The organism is Ottowia sp. oral taxon 894 (assembly GCF_001262075.1).
GTDB lineage: Bacteria > Pseudomonadota > Gammaproteobacteria > Burkholderiales > Burkholderiaceae_C > Ottowia > Ottowia massiliensis.
In genome coordinates this window covers 2525979-2544897 of the sequence record NZ_CP012073.1, presented here as the reverse complement: position 1 = coordinate 2544897, position 18919 = coordinate 2525979, and the positions used below count along the sequence as shown (strand labels likewise).

Sequence of the window (18919 nt, the reverse complement as noted above, 5' to 3'; positions counted from 1 at the left end):
GTTCAGGCAAGAAAAAAAGGATTTTCCGCGATGCAAGCCATCACTCCGGAGCTGATCAGGCGCTTTGACGTCTCCGGCCCGCGCTATACCTCCTATCCCACGGCAGACCGTTTTGTGGAGGCGTTCGGCATGGATGACTACGTGCGCGCGCTTGAGCAGCGCCGCCAGGGGCCGGCGGCTGCGGCGTTGGCGCGGCCGCTGTCCATCTACGTGCATCTGCCTTTTTGCGAATCGCTGTGCTACTACTGCGCGTGCAACAAGATCATTACCAAGCACCACGAGCGCGCCGCGCCGTATCTGGCCCTGCTGCGCCGCGAAGTGGAGCTGCATGTGCAGCACATGGGCCGGGGCGCGGCCGTCAGCCAGCTGCACCTGGGCGGCGGCACGCCCACTTTTTTGAGCAACGAAGAGCTGGCCTGGCTGATGGACTTGCTGCGCAGCCATTTCACTTTCCAGGATGGCGGGGAATACTCCATCGAGGTCGATCCGCGCACCGTCACCGCCGAACGGCTGGAGTCGCTGCGCCAGCTGGGCTTCAACCGCCTTTCCTTCGGCGTGCAGGACTTTGACCCCGACGTGCAAAAAGCCGTGCACCGCGTGCAACCTGCCGAGCAAGTGTTTGCGCTGGTTGCCAGCGCCCGGCGCATTGGCTTTGATTCGGTGAACGTCGATCTGATTTACGGCCTGCCCAAACAGAACCCGCAGTCTTTTGCCCGCACGCTGGAGCAGGTGTGCGAGCTGCGGCCCGACCGCATCGCGCTGTATGCCTACGCGCACCTGCCCGAGCGCTTCAAGCCCCAGCGGCGCATCATCATGATTGACCTGCCGCTGCCCGATGCCAAGGTGTCCATGCTCGCCAGCGCGCTCAAAACCTTCATGCAGGCCGGCTACGTCTATATCGGCATGGACCACTTCGCGCTGCCGGAAGACGCGCTGGCCATCGCCAAGCGGCAAGGCCGCCTGCACCGCAACTTTCAGGGCTACAGCACGCAGCCAGACTGCGATCTCGTGGGCCTGGGCGTCTCGGCCATAGGCAAGGTGGGCGCCACCTACAGCCAGAACGTGAAAACGCTGGACGAATACCAGTACCTCATCGACCAGGGCCGCCTGCCCGTGGCGCGCGGCCTGGCCCTTTCGCGCGACGACATCCTGCGCCGCTCCGTCATCATGGCCCTCATGTGCCAGGGCGAAGTGCTGTTTGAATCCATCGAACTGGCCCACCTCATCGACTTCCGCCAGTATTTCGCCGCCGAAATGGAGCAGATGCGCGAGATGCAGCAGCAGGGGCTGGTGAGCATCAGCGACAGCAGCATCCAGGTCACGCCCCTGGGCTGGTTCTTCGTGCGCGGCGTGGCGATGGTGTTCGACAAATACCTGCAAGCCGACCGCACGCGCGCGCGCTTTTCCAAAATCATCTGAAAGCCTGTTCACAACCTGCCCGCAGGTGAAGAATGGACAGGCAGTCATTTTGCTCCTCTATTTATAGCAATATGTCCTAGTACAGACTGCGCAAGACGGCACTTTTGCCCCCTTGGATTTGCTTCTGTTTTTAATACATCCGTATCGGCGGGAGTTGGCTCCCTTACCGCTTTTCAGCGGCAGCCTTCTCGCCTTGCGGTCGGTTTTGCCCCTGATGCCCGAAACCGGGCTGGAAACTGTTTTCCTGAAGAGAGGCTTGGGAAGGCTTGGGCGGGCTGCGCTTGCGCTTCCTACTCCGTGTCGAAATCTGCGCTGTGGGTATGGCCGATGCCGGTGCGGCCTGCCGTGGCGGGCAGGGGGCGGTCATCGGCGGGGGCGGAGAGCGCGTCGGCCACCAGGCGGCCTTCAGGGTCGGAGACCAGCACCCGCAATTGGAAGGCGCGGCCATAGCGTGCGGGGGCGGTGAGGGTGCGGATGGCTTCTTGCGCCAGCGCCATGTGGAAGGCGGCGCCCAGGCCGCGTTCAGTGAGCAGATCAGCGCCGAAGCGGGCGGTCTTGGCGGCGGCGATGGCCTCGCAATCGGCCGGGCTGGCGCCAATCTGCCGGGCGACGCGGGCAACCAATGCGGTGTCCACGATGTTGCGGTTGGCATGGGTGATGGTTTCGCCTTGCGCGATCTTGGTGAGCTTGCCCACCATGACGGCCAGCACAACTTGCCGGATGCCCTGGGCCACGCATTCATCCAGCGCGTAGCGCAGAAAGTCGCCCATCTGGATGAAGCAGGCGGCGGGCAGGCCGGGGCGCTCGGCTTGCAAGATGCGCATGGCGAATGTTTCGGTGCGCCCGCCGGTGGTGAGAACGGCCAGGCTGTGCCCCAGCGTGGCCGCGACCTGCACGCCCTGCACGACGCTGGCGCGCCAGGCGGAGGTGGAAAAGGGCTTGACGATGCCGGATGTGCCCAGGATGCTGATGCCGCCCAGAATGCCCAGCCGCGCGTTGGTGGTCTTGCGCGCCATTTTTTCGCCATCGGGCACGCTGATGGTCACTTCCAGCCCATGCTCGGCCAGCAGGGCGGGGGCCGCTTCGCGCAGGTTGTCGGCAATGTTGGCGCGCGGCACGGGGTTGATGGCCGGGCCGCCCACTTCCAGCCCCAGCCCGGGCATGGTGACGGTGCCCACGCCCGCGCCCGCACGGTAAGTGATGGCGCCGGCCTGGCCGGGAAGCACGCGCACGTCGGCGGTGATGAGGGCGCCGTCGGTGCAGTCGGGGTCGTCGCCTGCGAACTTGGTGATGGCGGCATGCGCCGTCTGCGCCTTTGCATCGCAGCGCCCGTCGCGCACGGCAAAGCGCACGCGGCTGCCGTTTGGCAGCAGGCTTTGCACTTCGGCGGGCACTTGGCCGGCGGCCAGCCCCAGCGCGGCGGCGCGCGCGGCGGCGGCGGCGCACGCGCCCGTGGTAAAGCCGGTGCGCGTGCCGCGCCTGGGCCGTGGGGCATCGGGTGATTCGGCGGCAGGGGTTTCGGTCATATGCGCCAAGGATAAGCGCGGGCACGCATTCGGCGCTTGGTGCGCGCAAAGGTTTTCCGCACGGAAAGGCGGGTGAAAACTGACGCGAAAGACAGACGCTTTTCACGCGCTGAATGCGATGAAAGATGACGAGCGAATTTCTCCAGCGAGCTGTAGCGGCGCTTTCTGCGGCGTTTGCCCGCGGGGCCGCCTGGCCGGGCAGCAAGGCCGGGCGGCGCGCCCTACACTCGCCGCTTTTCTTTTCGCGCTACAAGTTTTCCCACGCCGTGTTTGCCGATCTCACGCCCGCCCTGGCGGCGACTTATGTGTTTGCCGCTGCCGTGCTGCTGCACTTGGCCCTGCGCTTTTGGCTGGCGCTGCGGCAGATGCGGGCGGTGGCGCTGCGGCGCGGCGCGGTGCCGCCGCGCTTTGCGCAGAAGATCACGCTGGCGGCGCACCGGCGGGCGGCGGATTACACGGCGGCCAAGCTGCGTTTTGGCGTGCTGGAAGGCGGCGCAGCCGCACTCATTTTGCTGGGCTGGACGCTGCTGGGCGGGCTGGACGCGCTCAACGCCCTACTGCTTCAGTGGCTGGGACCGCGCCCGCTTTTGCAGCCGCTGGCGCTGCTGACGGCGTTCATGGCAATCAATGCCCTGCTGGACGTGCCGTTTGACGCTTGGCAGACCTTCGTGATTGAGCAGCGCTTTGGCTTCAACAAAAGCACGCTGCGTCTGTGGCTGGCCGATCACGTGAAATCGGCCCTGGTGGGCGCGGCGCTGGGCCTGCCGCTGGCGGCGCTGGCGCTGTGGCTGATGGCGCAGGCCGGGCCGCTGTGGTGGCTGTGGCTGTGGGCGCTGTGGCTGGGCTTCAGCCTGCTGATGATGGTGATTTACCCCACGCTGATCGCGCCGCTGTTCAACCGCTTCGAGCCGCTGGCCGATGAGGAGCTGAAGGCGCGCATCACCGGCCTGATGCAGCGCTGCGGTTTTGCCGCCAGCGGCCTGTTCGTGATGGACGGCAGCCGCCGCAGCGCGCACGGCAACGCCTACTTCACGGGCTTTGGCGCGGCGCGGCGCGTGGTGTTTTTTGACACGCTGCTGAGCCAGCTCACGCCAGATGAAGTGGAGGCCGTGCTGGCCCACGAGCTGGGCCACTGCAAGCGCCGCCACATCGCCAAGCGCATGGCCTGCGTGGCGGCGCTGAGCCTGGCGGCGCTGGCGCTGCTGGGCTGGCTGATGCAGCAGGGCTGGTTTTACGCGGGCCTGGGCGTCACGCCCAACCTGCCGCCCGCGCTGGGCGGCAGCGTGCCCAATCACGCGCTGGCGCTGCTGCTGTTCATGCTGGCCGCGCCGGTCTTCGGCCTGTTTGCCGCGCCGCTCATGGCGGCCCTCTCGCGCAGGCACGAGTTCGAGGCCGATGCCTTCGCCGCCGCCCACAGCAGCGCCGCCTGCCTCGTCAGCGCACTGGTCAAGCTGTATGAAGACAATGCCAGCACGCTCACGCCAGACGCGCTGTACGTTCGCTTTTACTATTCGCACCCGCCCGCCAGCGAGCGCATCGGCCATCTGGAGCGCCTGATGGAGCGGGCGGCGCAGGCGGCAGCATCCGCCTGATTTTCAAAACGGCGGTTTTCCGCTTTTTTCTGTTCATTCATGTCCAAGGAGTTCAACCCATGAAACCATGCAAATTCATTTTTGCGGCCATTTGCGCCCTGACGGCGGCTGCATCCGCCCATGCTGAATCCGGCTCCGTGCCTTACGTTTGCCAGGGCGGCAAGAAAATCAGCGTTTCCTACGTGTTCAATGATGAAACGGGCTTCCCCGTCAAGGCCGAATTTGCCGTGAAAGGCCAGCGGCAAACGCTGGCCTATGACGACGCCAAGTCTGACCACGTGGATTCGTTTTTCGTCTCCGCCAAAGGCTGGCGTCTGACGGCGCCCGCCCTGACCATCAAGGAATACAAAAAGACGGACGGCATCATGATTACCTCGCCGCAAGACGAAATCCTGTTCAAGGAATGCGCCCCCGCGCAAAAGAAAAAGGGCCGTAAGTAATAAAACCCGCTGCGAAAAAACACTCTGACGCCCGCCTGCCCGGCGGGCATTTTGTTTCATGAAGCCCCGCAAGAGTCCGCCTGCCGGCCCCGCCGCCTTGCAAAGCGGCCTCGTCATCGCCAGCCACGGCCGCCACTGCGTCGTGGAAACGGCGGACGGCCAGCGCGTCATCTGCCACCCGCGCGGCAAGAAAAGCCAGGCCGTGGCGGGCGACCGCGTGCTGTGGCAGGCCTCGCAAGACGAAGGCTGCATCGAGCGCATCGAACCGCGCCGCAACCTGCTGTACCGGCAGGACGAGATGCGCACCAAGTCCTTCGCCGCCAATATTGACCAGGCTCTCATCCTGCTGGCCGCCGAGCCGGCTTTTTCCGAACACCAGCTCGCCCGCGCCCTTATCGCTTGCCAGGCCGCAGGCATCACCCCTCTCATCGCACTCAACAAGGCTGATCTGGCCGCCGCCTTCTCCCACGCCTGGCGGCGCCTGGCTTCCTACCGCCGCATGGGTTGCACCGTACTGCCGCTGGCGGCCGCGCCAGCTGCTGCGCCCGGCGCGGCCGCCATGCACGCCCTCACGCCGCAAGCCCTGGCCGCCGCCCATCTGGCAGGCCGCGTTACCCTCGTGCTAGGCCCTTCCGGCGCGGGCAAAAGCACGCTCATCAACGCCCTCATTCCCCATGCCCGCGCCGCCACGGGCGAAATTTCGCAGGCGCTGGGCAGCGGCCGCCACACCACCACCACCACCACCTGGTACTGGCTGGACGCCGCCCGCACCAGCGCGCTTATCGACTCCCCGGGCTTTCAGGAATTCGGCCTGCGCCACATCGCCCCCGCGCAGCTGGCCGGCCTCATGCCCGACTTCGCCCCTCACCTGGGCGCATGCCGCTTCTACAACTGCACTCACCTGCACGAACCCGGCTGCGGCGTGCGCGCCGCCGTGCATGACGAGGGCGCGGATGACGGCAGCGCAAGCCAGGCCATCAGCCCCAGCCGCTACCGCATCTATGCCGATTTGTCCGCCGAGCTGGACCAGCAAGCCTGGCAGGCGCGCGGCAAGGTGTGAGGCGCTGGCAGGCTGCCCGCCAAGCCCTTCAGGCGCGCGCCCGATGGAACCAGCAACAGAAGCGAATTCGAGGAGGCGAAAACGACGCTCCCGCGCAGTTTCTGGGAGAGAGTGGCGGGCGGGTTTGGCCACTGTGCGTTTGCTCCGCCGTGTTTTCCTGGCGGCGTTTGCAAAGCGGTCTGCCGGAAAAGCCGCGCCTGCGCCGCATGGCTTCTCGCTTGGGTTCAGAAAGAGGAGCGAATTCAAGGGGGGGAAAATTCCATTCTGCGCTGTATCCACTAGGACATCATGCTATGGAACGAGGAGCGAAACCAGGCCTTATTGAACCGGGGCGGGCTTGAAAAGCGCCTTGCCGCCGCGTGTCTGCGGCGTTTTTCAGGCTGCGGCGGTGGCGCGGCGGCGCTTTTTGCGGTCTTTCATTTCGCTGAGCGCCTTGTTGACCACTTCGCTGGAATCGACCAGGCGCAGATGGCCGTTGCGCAGCAGTTTCTCGCAGCTGCGGCGCGTCATGGTGTGGGGCTGGCCGCCGTGGCTGACGAACATGAACAGCGAGCCGTTGCCGCTGGTCCAGGTGAGCTTGGCGCGCAGCCACTCGCCGTGCGAGAACAGATCGACCCAGGTGTCTTCGCGCAGGCGGGCCAGGTCGGCGCGGTGGCGGGCTTGCTGCTCGTCGTCATCAGCACCCGGCGCGGCGGCGTTCGCCGTGGCGGCGGCGCCCGCCTGGTCGCGCGCGGGACTGGGCGCGCTGGCCTTGCCGGGCGTGGCGGCTGCAGCCGGTTCCAGTTCAGGGCTGCTGCTGGGCATGAAGCCGGCTGCCGCCAGCTCGCGCTGGGCCAGCCAGGGCTGCTCGGAGGTGTCGGCCTTGAGTTCGGCGAATGAGGAGCCGCCCTGGCCGGCTTCGGCCGCGTCGGGCAGGTCATCGTTCAGGTCCATCATGCTGGATGTGGGCGCGCCGGAGGCTTCGGCGTCCAGCGCCGAGCGCACGCGCCGCAGGCGCAGCACGGGTTTGTGGTAGCGCATGAGGGCGTCGAAAAAGCGGTTGGAGTCTTTGGGGTCGTGGCCCAGCATTTCCAGTCCGCGCCGCAGGGTTTGCACGATGTGCGGCACGATTTCAAACAGATGCGCGGGCTGGCGCATGGCCGCTTCGTGGTTCACGCTCCACAGCAAGTCGGTGACGACGGCCAGATAGCCGCCGGGATCGAGCTGGCCGCGCGTGTCGGTGAGCTGCGCGTGGGCGATGACCAGCGCCCAGGTGTTGTAGAGGAAGTCGAGCACGATTTTGGGTGCGCCCTCTACGTCTGAACGCAGGCTGAAGCCCCAGGCTACTTTGTCGGCCAGCGCCTGGCGGTCATGCGCGAAGTGAATGGATTGCAGGCCGTTTTTGTGGCTGGCGCTGTCGCTCTGGTCTTCTTCTTCCCAGCGGCTTTCCAGGTCTTGCAGGTGGTTGTCGAAGTCGTGCGCGGTGGCGTCTTTTTGCGCATCCAGCTCGCGCACCACGCGGCGCACGGGTTCGATGAACTGGGCAAATTCCTTTGAGAATTCGTCGTTGTATTTGAAGCTGCGCTGGGCGATGCTTTCCACCAGGCGGCGCGCCGGATGGGTTTCGTCGCCCATGAAGCGCGGATCGCTCATGGCCAGGCGCAGCAGGGCAGGCTCCAGCGCCACGAAGGCTTCGCGCACGGGGGGCAGCACGCGCACATCGCCCGCCACCTGGTCGATGAGGGCGCGCACGGCGTCCAGTCCGATGACCTGGCTGACTTTCTTGGCCTGCGATTTAAGCTGCACCAGCGTTTGCGTGCGCGCCTGCGGCGAGGCGACTTCGCCCCACACTTTTTGCGGGAGCACGGCCTGCACGTCCAGCTCTTGCGGGGGGCGCTCCATCACGGGCAGGGCGCGGCGCTCTTGCTGGGCGGCGTACAGCTCGCGGTCGCTGGGCATGGGGGTGGAGGCGGCCACAGCGGCGCAGGTCTGCATCTCGCGCCGCACGGCTTCGTAGTAACTGGGAGGCAGGGGCGCGTCGTGATGAGCCACCCATTGGGGCTGGTAGAGGAAGTCGTGCACCATGCTGTAGGGCACGGCGGGTTCGGCGCTGGCCAGATCGGCCATGGCGGGCATCTGGAAAGCCTGGGCCTGCCCTTGCATGGGAGCACCTGCGGCGAGGTTGGCCATGCCCTGGCCCAGCGGGCCGGTCATGGCCTGCAAGGGCATGATGTTGCTGGCCGTTTGCATGGCGCCTGGGGTCAGGCGCAGGCGGTAGCGCGCTTCCTGGATGCCTTTTTCTTCCAGCAGCCTGATGATGACTTCGTAGAGGCGGTTGAGTTCGTCGGCGAACGGACGGGTGAGGTGGCGCAGCATCAGGTTGCGCGCTTCGGGCGGCTCGCCCAGCTCCTCAATCACTTCCATGAGCGCGCCGCACAGCACTTCGGGCCGCATGGGGTTGAGGTCGGCGCGCACCACGGGCAGGCCCAGGGCGGAACTCATCAGCGTGTCCAGCCGGGTGAGCCGCTCTTCCACCACGGGCAGCACGGTTTGCTGCAAGCGGGAGGTTTCCACAAACTGCGAAACCTCTGCTTCGGCCATGAGCGTGACTGATTCGAGCGAAGCCAGATTGGAGGGACGGGGAGCGGGGTTGAGGTCCGTGTCCTTGATGGCTTCCAGCGCGTGATTGATGGCTGTTTCAATGCACGATGGAAAGCGCGTGCGCATCTTGGCGCGATGGCGGGCCAGCGCCACCATGGCGTCGGCCAGCTGCTGGCGTTGCAAGGGAATCGTGGATTTGTTTTCTGCTTCTTCCAGCGTCACACGCGCAGCTTCGGCGCAGCGGTCGATCATGGACGACGCCAGGAACACAGCCTCGTGCGTGCTGCGCCTGAGCAATGTGCTGTGCTGGTTGGGCAGTTGCATTGTTGCCGGATGAAAGTATGAATACGGATAGCTTATGGCAAGTCAGCTGCGTCCAACCCCGCCAGAGAGGGGTTTTATGCGGAAAGAAGTCACAATCTGGCGAGTGATGAGCAAGAAACTTCTGATTGCAGGCGGCGGCATTGGCGGCATGGCCGCCGCGCTGGCGGCAGCGCGCGCGGGCTGGCAGGTTCAGGTGCTGGAGCGCGCCAGCGCCTTCAGCGAGGTGGGCGCGGGCGTGCAGATTGGCCCCAACGTCACGCGGGTGCTGCATGCCTGGGGCTTGCAGGAGGCCCTGCGGGCCGTGGCGGCCTTCCCGGATGCGCTTCTGGTGCGGGACGCCGCTTCTGGCGCGGAGCTTGGATACATGCAACTGGGCGAGCGCGCGCAGCGGCTGTATGGCGCGCCTTACGCCACCATTCACCGCGCCGATCTGCACCAGGCGCTGGCTGCGGCCGCGCAGGCTGAATCGCAGGTGCAGGTGCATGCCGGGCAGGCGCTTGCGCGCCATGAAGACCAAGGGGCGGCCGTGCAGGCTTTTTCGGCCAGCCAGACCTGGCAGGCGGATGCGCTGATTGGCGCGGACGGCCTGTGGAGCGAGGTGCGCCAGGGCCTGCTGAAAGACGGCGCGCCCCGTGTTTCAGGCCACCTGGCCTGGCGCGCCATGCTGCGGCAGGCAGATTTGCCCGCCGCCTTGCGCAGCCAGTGCGTCACGGTCTGGCTGGGGCCGCGCATGCACGCCGTGCAGTACCCCGTGCGGCGCGGCGAGTGGCTGAATCTGATCGTGGTGACTGAAGGCGCACCGCCTGAAAACCTGCACGGCTGGGACCATCAGGCCAATGCCTATGAATTGATGGCGCGGATGGGCGGCGCGTGCGCGCCCTTGCGCGACCTGCTGCACGCCGCCCCGCAGGCGACAGTCAATGCCTGTGTCTGGCGCTTGTGGCCCTTGTGCGACCGCGCTCCGGTGCGTGCGGCAGGCGAAATGGCGCGCGGCCGCGTGGCCTTGCTGGGCGACGCCGCACACCCCATGCGCCCCTATCTGGCCCAAGGCGCGGGCATGGCGGTGGAAGACGCAGACATGCTGGGCCGCTGCCTGCGGCAGGCTGACGCCGGCACAGCGCCGCAGCAGCTGGCGCGCTACGCGCAAGCCCGCTGGGCGCGCTGCGCCCAGGTGCAGGCCCGCGCCGCGCGCAATGGCGAGATCTTTCATGCCGGCGGCCTTGTGCGCCTGGCGCGCAATGCCGCCATGCGCTTGCTGGGCGCGCGGTTGCTGGATGCGCCTTGGCTTTATGCGTACTGAATTCACATCAAGAAAGGCAATGACCCATGCGCATCGATCATGTCACTCTGCTCTGGGCTGCTGGCGCAGTGCTCTACATCATCCTGGCCCTGCTACGGGCCTTTGCCATCAGCCGGCTGGAAAAAGAGCAGCCTTCCGACGACCTGAAAGACGAAGTGCGCAACTACCGCCGAAAGGCGCTCATTGCCACGGGCGTGCTGGCAGCCGTGCTCATCGTGCATTGGCTCTGGGTTCATTTCTGACGCAGGCAAAGAAAAACGCCCCAGTCTTTCGACTGAGGCGTTTGCCGTTTTTTTTGGCTCCCCGACCTGGGCTCGAACCAGGGACCTACGGATTAACAGTCCGGCGCTCTACCGACTGAGCTATCGGGGAATGAAGCTGCGCATTGTATAGCAAAAAACGCAGCGCGCGCAAGGTCAGCGGAAAATTTCTGCGGCCTGCCAAAGGCTCGCCGGGTGTTAGCATGGCCGCTTCCACTCCGGGGTGTCGCGGCGTCTGCAACAGGCCACGCGGCTGAGATGGCGCAGCGCCAAACCCGTTCAACTTGATCCGGCTCATACCGGCGTAAGGAGAAGAGGGCATTTCATCCGTCTGGCGCACCGGACGGGCGCCGGAGTTTTCGCCACCTTTCGCAGGAGACTCTCCGATGAATGCCCCCGACAAATTCCAGCAGCTGCTTACCCTCACGCGCGAGCCTTTTCCCGCCTCGCGCAAGGGCTACATCCAAGGCTCGCGGCCTGATTTGCGCGTGCCCGTGCGCGATGTCACGCTCACCAACGACGAAGTGGTGTCGCTCTACGACACCTCCGGCCCTTACACCGACCCGGATGCGCCGATTGATGTGCGCCAGGGCCTGCCCACCGTGCGCGAAGGCTGGATAGCCGAGCGCGGCGACACCGAGCGCTACGCGGGCCGCATCGCCCACATCCTGGATGACGGCGGCAAGCACGAAAAGCGCGATCTGCCCCGCATCGAGCAACTGCGGCGCGAAGCCGCCGGGCTGCAACGCCAGCCGCGCCGCGCCAGGGGCGGCGTGGGCGGCGGCAACGTCACCCAGATGCACTACGCGCGCAAAGGCATCGTCACGCCCGAGATGGAATACATCGCCTTGCGCGAAAACGGCCGCCGCGAATGGATGGCCGCCTATCTGAACGACGAAAGCCGCGAGCGCCGCCTGGCCGGCAACCCGCTGGGCGCGAGCATGGCGCAGCGCATCACGCCCGAATTCGTGCGCGATGAAGTCGCGCGGGGGCGCGCCGTCATCCCCGCCAACATCAACCACCCCGAAATCGAGCCGATGGTCATCGGGCGCAACTTTCTTGTGAAGATCAACGCCAACATTGGCAACAGCGCCGTCACCAGCAGCATCGAGGAAGAAGTGGAAAAACTCGTCTGGTCCATCCGCTGGGGGGCCGACACCGTGATGGACTTGTCCACCGGCAAAAACATCCACACCACGCGCGACTGGATCATCCGCAACAGCCCCGTGCCCATTGGCACCGTGCCCATTTACCAGGCGCTGGAAAAAGTGGGCGGCATCGCCGAAGACCTCACCTGGGAAATCTTTCGCGACACCCTCATCGAGCAAGCCGAGCAGGGCGTGGACTACTTCACCATCCACGCGGGCGTGCGCCTGCCCTTCATTCACCTCACGGTGCCCCGGCGCACCGGCATCGTCAGCCGGGGCGGCTCCATCATGGCCAAGTGGTGCATCGCCCACCACAAGGAAAGCTTTCTCTACACGCACTTTGAAGACATCTGCGACATCATGAAAGCGTATGACGTGGCCTTCAGCCTGGGCGACGGCCTGCGCCCCGGCAGCTGCGCCGACGCCAACGACGAAGCCCAGTTTGCCGAGCTGCGCACGCTGGGCGAACTCACGCAAATCGCCTGGAAGCACGACGTGCAAACCATGATCGAAGGCCCCGGCCACGTGCCCATGCACCTGATTCAGGCCAACATGGACGAGCAGCTCAAGCACTGCGGCGAAGCGCCGTTTTACACGCTGGGGCCGCTGACCATCGACGTCTCGCCCGGCTACGACCACATTGCCTCGGCCATTGGCGCGGCCATGATCGGCTGGATGGGCACCGCCATGCTCTGCTACGTCACCCCCAAGGAGCACCTGGGCCTGCCCGACCGCAACGACGTCAAGCAGGGAATGATTGCCTACAAGATCGCTGCGCACGCCGCCGACGTGGCCAAGGGCCACCCCGGCGCGCGCGCCCGCGACGACGCGCTCAGCCAGGCCCGCTTTGAATTCCGCTGGTACGACCAGTTCAACCTGAGCCTGGACCCCGACACCGCCCGCGAATTTCACGACGAAACCCTGCCGCGCGAAAGCAGCAAAAGCGCCCACTTTTGCAGCATGTGCGGCCCCAAGTTCTGCTCCATGAAGATCACGCAGGAAGTGCGCGACTTCGCCGCCGCCAAGGGCCTGAGCGAAGCCGACGCCCTGCAAGCGGGCATGGCGGAAAAATCGCGCCAGTTCCAGGCCGGCGGCGGGCAGGTCTACATCCCCATCCAGAAGAACGGATAAACCCGCCCCGCAGCCCGGCCAGCCGCAAGGCCGCGCAGCTCATGGCAAGCGATCGGGCCGAAAGCGCAGCCGGCCTTTGCGCTGCGTCATGGCCGCGCGAGGGCCGGGTTCCCCCACGCGTGCTTGCCATCTGGCCGCAAGAGACGAAAGCGCAGCCCGGCCCTGATTCGCTCCGCCGCCATGCCGCCCGCCCCTTGCGGGCACACCATGAGAGATGCTGAATAGCATCAGAAACAGGAGCAAATTTGAGAGGCCGAAAGCGGCCCTTGCGCCCATTCCACTAGGACATCACGCTATCGTTTTAGAAGCGAAAAAAGCCATCTGGGCAGCCGAGGCCGCCCGATCATTGCGGCTGAAAGCCGCTTTCCCGGATGATCCGGCTCCAGGTTCTCTCGTAGGCGCGTGCGCGGGCAGTGAGCTGCGCGGCGCTCATGTACTCGGGAGTCAGGCCGATGCGATCCAGGCGGTCCTGCACGCCGGGGTCGGCCATGACGCGGCGGATGGCTTCCGACAGCGCATCAAGCGCGTCCTGCGGTGTGCCTTTCGGGGCGAAGAAACCGTAATAAGGCAAATCTTCAAAGCCGCGCAGGCCCAGCTCGGCGAAGGTGGGCACCTCAGGCAGGGTTTTCTGGCGCTGTGGGCCAAGAGTGGCGAGCACACGCAGCTTGCCAGCGCGGTGGTTCTCAATGAATTCAGGCACGGAGCCAATGCCGGCGCTGATCTGGTTGCCGAGCATGTCAGCCACCATGGGCGCGGTGCCACGGTAGGGCACGGACAGCAGATCGGCGCCATATTTCTGCGAAAGCACCTTGACGAGGAATTCGGGCACCGAGGCGGGCGCGGGAATGCCAACGCTGCTGCCTCGCCCGTCTTGCTGCCTGGCCCAGGCCATGTATTCGTCCAGACTGCTGGCGGGAGTGGCGGCGGAGACGGCGAAAGTGTTGGCGAAGCTGGCAACGCCAGCGACCTGCGTGAAGTCTTTCACGGGATCAAAGCCCGGCTGCCTGACAACCAGAGGCAGGATGGAGATGGTGTGATCGTGCGAGAAAAAGAGCGTCAGACCATCAGGCCGGGCGTTCTTGAGCAATTGCGCGGCAATCTGCCCGCCCGCGCCGGGGCGGTTATCCACAACCACAGGCTGACCCAGCTGAACAGCGAGCTTGTCGGCCAGCAGGCGCGCGACGGTATCGGTGCCGCCGCCGGGCGGAAAGCCGATCAGGATATGCACGGGCTTGCCGCCCGCGATGGGCGCGCCGGGCACGGGCGCAGGCTCAGCGGCAAATTCGGCAGCCCGTGCGGCTGGAAGCAAGGCGGCGGCCAGCGCGCTGGCGGCGAAGCGTTTGACGAAATAGCGGCGTTTCATGGTTGGCTCGTGGGCAAGTGTGGGTTGTCGTGCAGGGTGAGTTCGGGCGGCAGGCGGTCGATTTCGGCCAGCAGGTCCGCCAAAGCGCGGGCAGCGGCGGCAATGAGGGCCTGCCCATCCTCGGCGGTGGCAGCGCGGGCGTTGCCTGCGGCCCCGCTGGGGTGAAGGTCTTGTGCGGCCCAGGCGAAACGGGCGCTCTTGCCGTTGCCCAGCAGGGCGAAGCCGCGCGCGCGCGCCTCGCTGCTGGAGCGGAAATGTTCGGCGCGCTCCCTGCGCACGGCGTGCGGAGCGGCAGCGAGCATGAAAGCCGTCTCCACCTGGCCCGCATGCACGCCAAAGCGCCGCTCCTGCGGGCTGAAGCGGGCCATGAGATCGCCCCCGTCTTCATCCAGCAGAGGCAGATCGAACCAGTTGCAGCGGTAAATGAGCAGCCTCAGCCGCACGCGCAGCTCGCGCGCCAGACCGTCCAGCAAACCGGCATTGCCGCCGTGGGTGTTGAAAAGCACCAGCTTGCGCACGCCGCTGGCGGCCACGGATTCGGCGATATCGCTCCACAGGCGCAAGGCAGTCTCGGGGCGCAGGGTGAGCGTGCCCGCAAAGTGGGCGTGCTCCGGGCTGTAGCCAATCGCTTGCACGGGCAGAAAAAAGGCGGGCACTTCATCAGCCACCAGGGGCGCTGCGGCCTGCACGATGGCGTGGGCGATGTCGGCATCCACCGACAGGGGCAAGTGCGGGCCATGCTGCTCGGTAGCCCCCACGGGCAGCACGGCAATGGCGCGGGCCGTATCGATCTGCGCAAAGTCAGCGGTGGTCAGCGCAGACCAGAAGCGGGGCAAGGCAGGCATGGCGGGCAGTTGGAAAGCAAGCGCGAAATCTTACCTTTGCGCCCACGCCGCAAACTCAGGGCAAACGCGCAAATGGCGGGGAAGGGCCTGCGCTCAACTCTCCAGCGTTCGGCGCTTTTCCTTGAAGGCGTGGAGTTCGCTTTTCTTGGCTCTCTGCGCCATCACATGCTCACCCAGGATGACTTTGACGCCTTGCGCGCAGGGCTGGCCCGCGTAGCCGCCATCGCACAGCAGGCTTTGCACCCAGCCCAGGCTGGTTTTTTTCTTGCTCGCGCGCTCCAGCAGAGGGCGGATGAGTTCGCGCTGCTCGCCGCTATTGCGTCGAATGCCTTTTGTGCTTGCCCTTCAATTCGCTGCTGTTTTTGATTCGGGCTGGCTTTCAAGCATTCAGCGGGCTTGTGCCGCTGCGGCGCTCTGAGCGACAGGCTGGCCCAGGCTGCGCAGAATGTCGCGCACGAGCTGGGCGCGGTCGCGGGTTTCGGGCAGTTCGCGTTCGATGCGCAGTTTGTCGTTGCCGGCCAGTTTGATGTGGCGGTTTTTCTGGATGAGCTGGATGATGGCCATCGGGTCCACGGGCGGGTTGGGGCGGAAGCTGATGGTGGTCACGCCCGGGGCGGCGTCCACTTTCTGCACGCCGTAGGGCTGCGAGAGCACGCGCAGGCGGTGCACGTCGATGAGGGTTTGCGCGGGCGGGGGCAGTTTGCCGAAGCGGTCCACGATTTCTTCGAGCAGGCGGTCGATTTGCTCGCCACTTTGGGCGGTGGCGAGTTTTTTGTAGAAGGACAGGCGCAGGTGCACGTCGCCGCAGTAGTCGGCGGGCAGCAGGGCGGGGGCGTGCAGGTTGATTTCGGTGGTGGCCTGCATGGGGGCGAGCAGGTCTGGCTCTTTGCCTGCGCGCAGGGCTTTGACGGCTTCGGCCAGCATGTCGCTGTAGAGCTGAAAGCCGATTTCCATCATGTTGCCGCTTTGGCTTTCGCCCAGCACTTCGCCCGCGCCGCGTATTTCCAGATCGTGCATGGCCAGGTAAAAGCCGCTGCCCAGCTCTTGCATTTGCTGGATGGCTTCGAGCCGCTGCTGGGCCTGTTTGGTCAGGCTTTGCATTTCGGGCACGAGCAGGTAGGCGTAGGCCTGGTGGTGGCTGCGGCCGACGCGCCCGCGCAGCTGGTGCAGCTGGGCCAGGCCAAATTTGTCGGCGCGGCTGATGACGATGGTGTTGGCGCTGGGCACGTCGATGCCGGTTTCGATGATGGTGGAGCACAAAAGCAGGTTGTGGCGCTGGGCGACGAAGTCGCGCATCACGCGTTCCAGCTCGCGTTCGGGCATTTGGCCGTGGGCAATGGCAATGCGCGCTTCGGGCAGCAGCGCTTGCAGCGCTTCGCGGCGGCGCTCGATGGTGTCCACTTCGTTGTGCAGAAAGTAAACCTGCCCGCCGCGCTTGAGTTCGCGCAGCACGGCTTCGCGGATGACGCCCTGGCTTTCTTCGCGCACGAAGGTTTTGATGGCCAGCCGCCGCTGGGGGGCGGTGGCGATCACGCTCAAGTCGCGCAGGCCTTCCAGCGCCATGCCCATCGTGCGGGGGATGGGGGTGGCGGTGAGCGTGAGCACGTCCACTTCGGCGCGCAGCTGCTTCATTTGCTCTTTGTGGCGCACGCCGAAGCGGTGCTCTTCGTCAATGATGAGCAGGCCCAGGTTTTTGAATTTCGTTTTTTCGGAAAGCAGCTTGTGCGTGCCCACCACGATGTCGATGCTGCCTTCGGCCAGCCCTTTGAGCGCGGCGCTGGTTTCCTTGGCGGAGCGAAAGCGGCTCATCTCGGCCACTTTCACGGGCCAGCGCGCGAAGCGGTCGGCCAGCGTGTGGTAGTGCTGCTCGGCCAGCAGCGTGGTGGGCGCCAGAAAGGCCACTTGCTTGCCGCCAGTGACGGCGATGAAGGCCGCGCGCAGCGCCACTTCCGTTTTGCCAAAGCCCACGTCGCCGCACACCAGGCGGTCCATCGGGCGGGGCGAAATCATGTCTTGCACCACGGCGTGTATGGCCGCCTGCTGGTCGGCGGTTTCTTCAAAGCCGAAGTCGGCGGCAAATGGCTCGTAGTCCCGCGCGTCAAAGCGGAAGGCGTGGCCTTCGCGCGCGGCGCGGCGCGCGTAAATGTTGAGCAGCTCGGCGGCGGCGTCGCGCACTTGTTCGGCGGCCTTGCGGCGGGCCTTTTCCCACTGGCCGCTGCCCAGCTTGTGCAGGGGCGCTTCGTCAGCGCCCACGCCGCTGTAGCGGCCGATCAGGTGCAGCTGGCTCACGGGCACATACAGCACGGCTTGCTGGGCGTATTCCAGATGCAGAAATTCCTGCAAGGCGGGCGTGCCGTCGGGGTTTTTTACGCCCATGTCCATGTTCACCAGGCCCCGGTAGCGGCCAATGCCGTGCTGCGCGTGCACCACGGGGTCGCCCACTTTCAGCTCGGAGAGGTCGCGGATGAGCGCATCGACATCGCTGACTTGCTCTTGCCGCTTGCGGCGGCGCGCGCCGGCGGCCGTGGCGAACAGCTCGGTTTCGGTGATGAAGTCGATGCCGCCTTCGCGCCACGCAAAGCCCTGCGCCAGCGCCGCCGTGGCGATGCCCAGCGGCTCGCCCGTGGCCTGCTGAAAGTCTTGCAGCGAGTCAAACGCGGGCGGGTTCAGCCCGCTGGCGCGCAAAAAGTCCAGCAAGCTGGCGCGGCGGCCATCGCTTTCGGCCAATATCAACTGGCGCGGGCCGCCTGCGGCGCGGGCCGCCGCCATGTGCTGCTGCAAGCGCGCCAGCGGATCGGGCGCGCCGCGCGCCACGGCCAGCGCGGGCAGCGGGGCAAATTCGGCGCCGCTTGCAGCGTCGGCGTCAGCATCGCCTTGCGGCGCTTGCGCATGAGGGGCCGCGCGCAAGGCCAGCTGCGGATGCGCCTTGGCCGCCACGTAAAAGTCTTCGGCGCTCAAAAACAGCGCTTGCGGCGCCAGCACGGGGTGCGCGGCGTCGCTTTGCGCCATGCGCCAGCGCTCGCGCGTGTCTTGCCAAAAGCGCGAAAAAGCCGCCTCCAGATCGCCATGCAGCGCCAGCGTGGCCTCTGCGCCCAGGTAGTCGAACACCGTCGCCGTCTCGTCAAAAAACAGCGGCAGGTAGTACTCGATGCCCGCTGTCGCCAGCCCCGCGCCCATGTCCTTGTAAATGCGGCTGCGCGTGGGGTCGCCTTCCATCAGCTCGCGCCAGCGGTGGCGGAATTTGGCGCGCGCGTCCTCGTCCATCGGAAACTCGCGCCCGGGCAGCAGCCGCACCTGCGGCACCGCGTGCAGGCTGCGCTGGCTGTCGGGGTCAAACGCGCGGATGGAGTCAATCTCGTCGTCGAACAAATCCACGCGGTACGGCTCGGCGCTGCCCATCGGGTACAGGTCAATCAGCCCGCCGCGCACCGCGTATTCGCCCGGGCTGCCCACTTGCGTGACGTGCTGGTAGCCCGCCAGCGTCAGCTGCGCTTTCAGCGCCGCCTCGTCCAGCTTTTGCCCCGTTTCAAAGTGAAAGGTGTAGGCCGCCAGAAAAGCAGGCGGCGCCAGCCGGTACAGCGCCGTGGTGGCCGGCATCAGCACCACATCCGCCGCGCCCTGGCGTATGGCCCAAAGCGTGGCCAGCCGCTCGCTGATCAAATCCTGATGCGGCGAAAAGCGGTCATAAGGCAGCGTCTCCCAGTCCGGAAACAGCGCCGCGCGCAAACCCGGCGCGAAAAACGGCAATTCGTCCAGCAGCCTGCGCGCATCGCCCGCATCCGCGCACACCACGGCCAGCAGCCGCCCCTGCGCCTTTTCCCGCTCGCCCAGCCGCGCCAGCAGCAGCGCATCCGCACTGCCCGGCGGGCGCGGCAGCGTGTGGCGTTTGGCAGGAGCGAGCTTGGGCAATGGCATGGCAGGGCGGCAGCAA

13 protein-coding genes, 1 tRNA gene and 1 riboswitch are annotated in these 18919 nt (G+C 66.1%); of the genes, 8 read left to right on the top strand and 6 right to left on the bottom strand.

Annotation, left to right across the window (positions count from 1 at the left end; translation table 11 throughout):
- Window positions 1–30 precede the first annotated feature (30 nt).
- Window positions 31–1419, top strand: a complete 1389-nt coding sequence (hemN, locus tag ADJ79_RS11215) for an oxygen-independent coproporphyrinogen III oxidase (protein WP_050716038.1) — start codon at window positions 31–33, stop codon at window positions 1417–1419.
- Between the two features lie 290 nt (window positions 1420–1709).
- On the opposite strand, the gene ADJ79_RS11210 is transcribed toward hemN, so the two are convergent.
- Window positions 1710–2945 carry a cobalt-precorrin-5B (C(1))-methyltransferase gene (locus ADJ79_RS11210; protein WP_050716037.1) on the bottom strand — a complete coding sequence of 412 codons (1236 nt, stop codon included), beginning with the start codon at window positions 2943–2945 and terminating at the stop codon, window positions 1710–1712.
- A gap of 266 nt (window positions 2946–3211) precedes the next feature.
- Here ADJ79_RS11210 and ADJ79_RS11205 point away from each other — a divergent pair, with 266 nt between their 5' ends.
- From ADJ79_RS11205 to rsgA, 3 genes are read left to right on the top strand one after another with little or no spacing between them, the layout of a single operon-like run.
- Window positions 3212–4537, top strand: a complete 1326-nt coding sequence (locus ADJ79_RS11205) for a M48 family metallopeptidase (RefSeq protein ID WP_050716585.1) — start codon at window positions 3212–3214, stop codon at window positions 4535–4537.
- A 59-nt stretch (window positions 4538–4596) separates the two neighbouring features.
- A complete protein-coding gene (locus tag ADJ79_RS11200) occupies window positions 4597–4977 on the top strand; it encodes a hypothetical protein (RefSeq protein WP_050716036.1) in 381 nt (126 codons plus the stop codon).
- Window positions 4978–5035: 58 nt separating this feature from the next.
- The gene (gene rsgA / locus ADJ79_RS11195) at window positions 5036–6037 is read left to right on the top strand and encodes a ribosome small subunit-dependent GTPase A (RefSeq protein ID WP_050716035.1); all 1002 of its coding nucleotides are present in this window, start codon (window positions 5036–5038) and stop codon (window positions 6035–6037) included.
- Between the two features lie 375 nt (window positions 6038–6412).
- On the opposite strand, the gene ADJ79_RS11190 is transcribed toward rsgA, so the two are convergent.
- Window positions 6413–8941, bottom strand: coding sequence for a DUF1631 family protein (locus tag ADJ79_RS11190; protein WP_050716034.1), 2529 nt, complete (start codon window positions 8939–8941; stop codon window positions 6413–6415).
- A 106-nt stretch (window positions 8942–9047) separates the two neighbouring features.
- On the opposite strand from ADJ79_RS11190, the gene ADJ79_RS11185 reads away from it, so the two are divergent.
- Both ADJ79_RS11185 and ADJ79_RS11180 read left to right on the top strand, forming a co-directional pair.
- Window positions 9048–10241, top strand: coding sequence for an FAD-dependent monooxygenase (locus ADJ79_RS11185; RefSeq protein ID WP_050716033.1), 1194 nt, complete (start codon window positions 9048–9050; stop codon window positions 10239–10241).
- Between the two features lie 26 nt (window positions 10242–10267).
- A complete protein-coding gene (locus tag ADJ79_RS11180; protein ID WP_050716032.1) occupies window positions 10268–10483 on the top strand; it encodes a hypothetical protein in 216 nt (71 codons plus the stop codon).
- 54 nt (window positions 10484–10537) lie between these two features.
- Here ADJ79_RS11180 and ADJ79_RS11175 read toward each other — a convergent pair.
- A tRNA-Asn gene (locus ADJ79_RS11175) sits at window positions 10538–10613 on the bottom strand.
- 97 nt (window positions 10614–10710) lie between these two features.
- Window positions 10711–10830, top strand: a riboswitch (TPP riboswitch).
- Between the two features lie 57 nt (window positions 10831–10887).
- On the opposite strand from ADJ79_RS11175, the gene thiC reads away from it, so the two are divergent.
- Complete coding sequence (gene thiC, locus ADJ79_RS11170; protein ID WP_050716031.1) at window positions 10888–12780, top strand: phosphomethylpyrimidine synthase ThiC; 1893 nt, start codon at window positions 10888–10890, stop codon at window positions 12778–12780.
- 343 nt (window positions 12781–13123) lie between these two features.
- Here thiC and ADJ79_RS11165 read toward each other — a convergent pair whose 3' ends face one another.
- Window positions 13124–14143, bottom strand: coding sequence for a Bug family tripartite tricarboxylate transporter substrate binding protein (locus tag ADJ79_RS11165; RefSeq protein ID WP_050716030.1), 1020 nt, complete (start codon window positions 14141–14143; stop codon window positions 13124–13126).
- Window positions 14140–14988: a creatininase family protein gene (locus ADJ79_RS11160; RefSeq protein WP_082203278.1), complete on the bottom strand. Its 849-nt coding sequence runs from the start codon at window positions 14986–14988 to the stop codon at window positions 14140–14142. Before ADJ79_RS11160 ends, ADJ79_RS11165 begins: the two co-directional genes overlap by 4 nt.
- Window positions 14989–14997: 9 nt before the next feature.
- Between ADJ79_RS11160 and ADJ79_RS15740 the strand changes: the two genes are divergently transcribed.
- On the top strand, window positions 14998–15354 hold the full coding sequence (locus ADJ79_RS15740) for a hypothetical protein (RefSeq protein WP_156304173.1): 357 nt from the start codon (window positions 14998–15000) through the stop codon (window positions 15352–15354).
- Between the two features lie 21 nt (window positions 15355–15375).
- Here ADJ79_RS15740 and mfd read toward each other — a convergent pair whose 3' ends face one another.
- Entirely contained in the window at window positions 15376–18903 is a 3528-nt protein-coding gene (gene mfd / locus ADJ79_RS11150) for a transcription-repair coupling factor (protein ID WP_050716027.1), read from the bottom strand.
- Between the last annotated feature and the right edge of the window lie 16 nt (window positions 18904–18919).

What these genes read in the sequence shown, in the direction of transcription:
- hemN (WP_050716038.1), top strand. Translation starts at nt 31, where the DNA reads ATGCAAGCCATCACTCCGGAGCTGATCAGGCGCTTTGACGTCTCCGGC.
- mfd (WP_050716027.1), bottom strand. Translation starts at nt 18,903, where the DNA reads ATGCCATTGCCCAAGCTCGCTCCTGCCAAACGCCACACGCTGCCGCGC.
- ADJ79_RS11190 (WP_050716034.1), bottom strand. Translation starts at nt 8,941, where the DNA reads ATGCAACTGCCCAACCAGCACAGCACATTGCTCAGGCGCAGCACGCAC.
- ADJ79_RS11180 (WP_050716032.1), top strand. Translation starts at nt 10,268, where the DNA reads ATGCGCATCGATCATGTCACTCTGCTCTGGGCTGCTGGCGCAGTGCTC.
- ADJ79_RS11165 (WP_050716030.1), bottom strand. Translation starts at nt 14,143, where the DNA reads ATGAAACGCCGCTATTTCGTCAAACGCTTCGCCGCCAGCGCGCTGGCC.
- ADJ79_RS11200 (WP_050716036.1), top strand. Translation starts at nt 4,597, where the DNA reads ATGAAACCATGCAAATTCATTTTTGCGGCCATTTGCGCCCTGACGGCG.
- ADJ79_RS11160 (WP_082203278.1), bottom strand. Translation starts at nt 14,988, where the DNA reads ATGCCTGCCTTGCCCCGCTTCTGGTCTGCGCTGACCACCGCTGACTTT.
- rsgA (WP_050716035.1), top strand. Translation starts at nt 5,036, where the DNA reads ATGAAGCCCCGCAAGAGTCCGCCTGCCGGCCCCGCCGCCTTGCAAAGC.
- thiC (WP_050716031.1), top strand. Translation starts at nt 10,888, where the DNA reads ATGAATGCCCCCGACAAATTCCAGCAGCTGCTTACCCTCACGCGCGAG.
- ADJ79_RS11210 (WP_050716037.1), bottom strand. Translation starts at nt 2,945, where the DNA reads ATGACCGAAACCCCTGCCGCCGAATCACCCGATGCCCCACGGCCCAGG.
- ADJ79_RS11185 (WP_050716033.1), top strand. Translation starts at nt 9,048, where the DNA reads ATGAGCAAGAAACTTCTGATTGCAGGCGGCGGCATTGGCGGCATGGCC.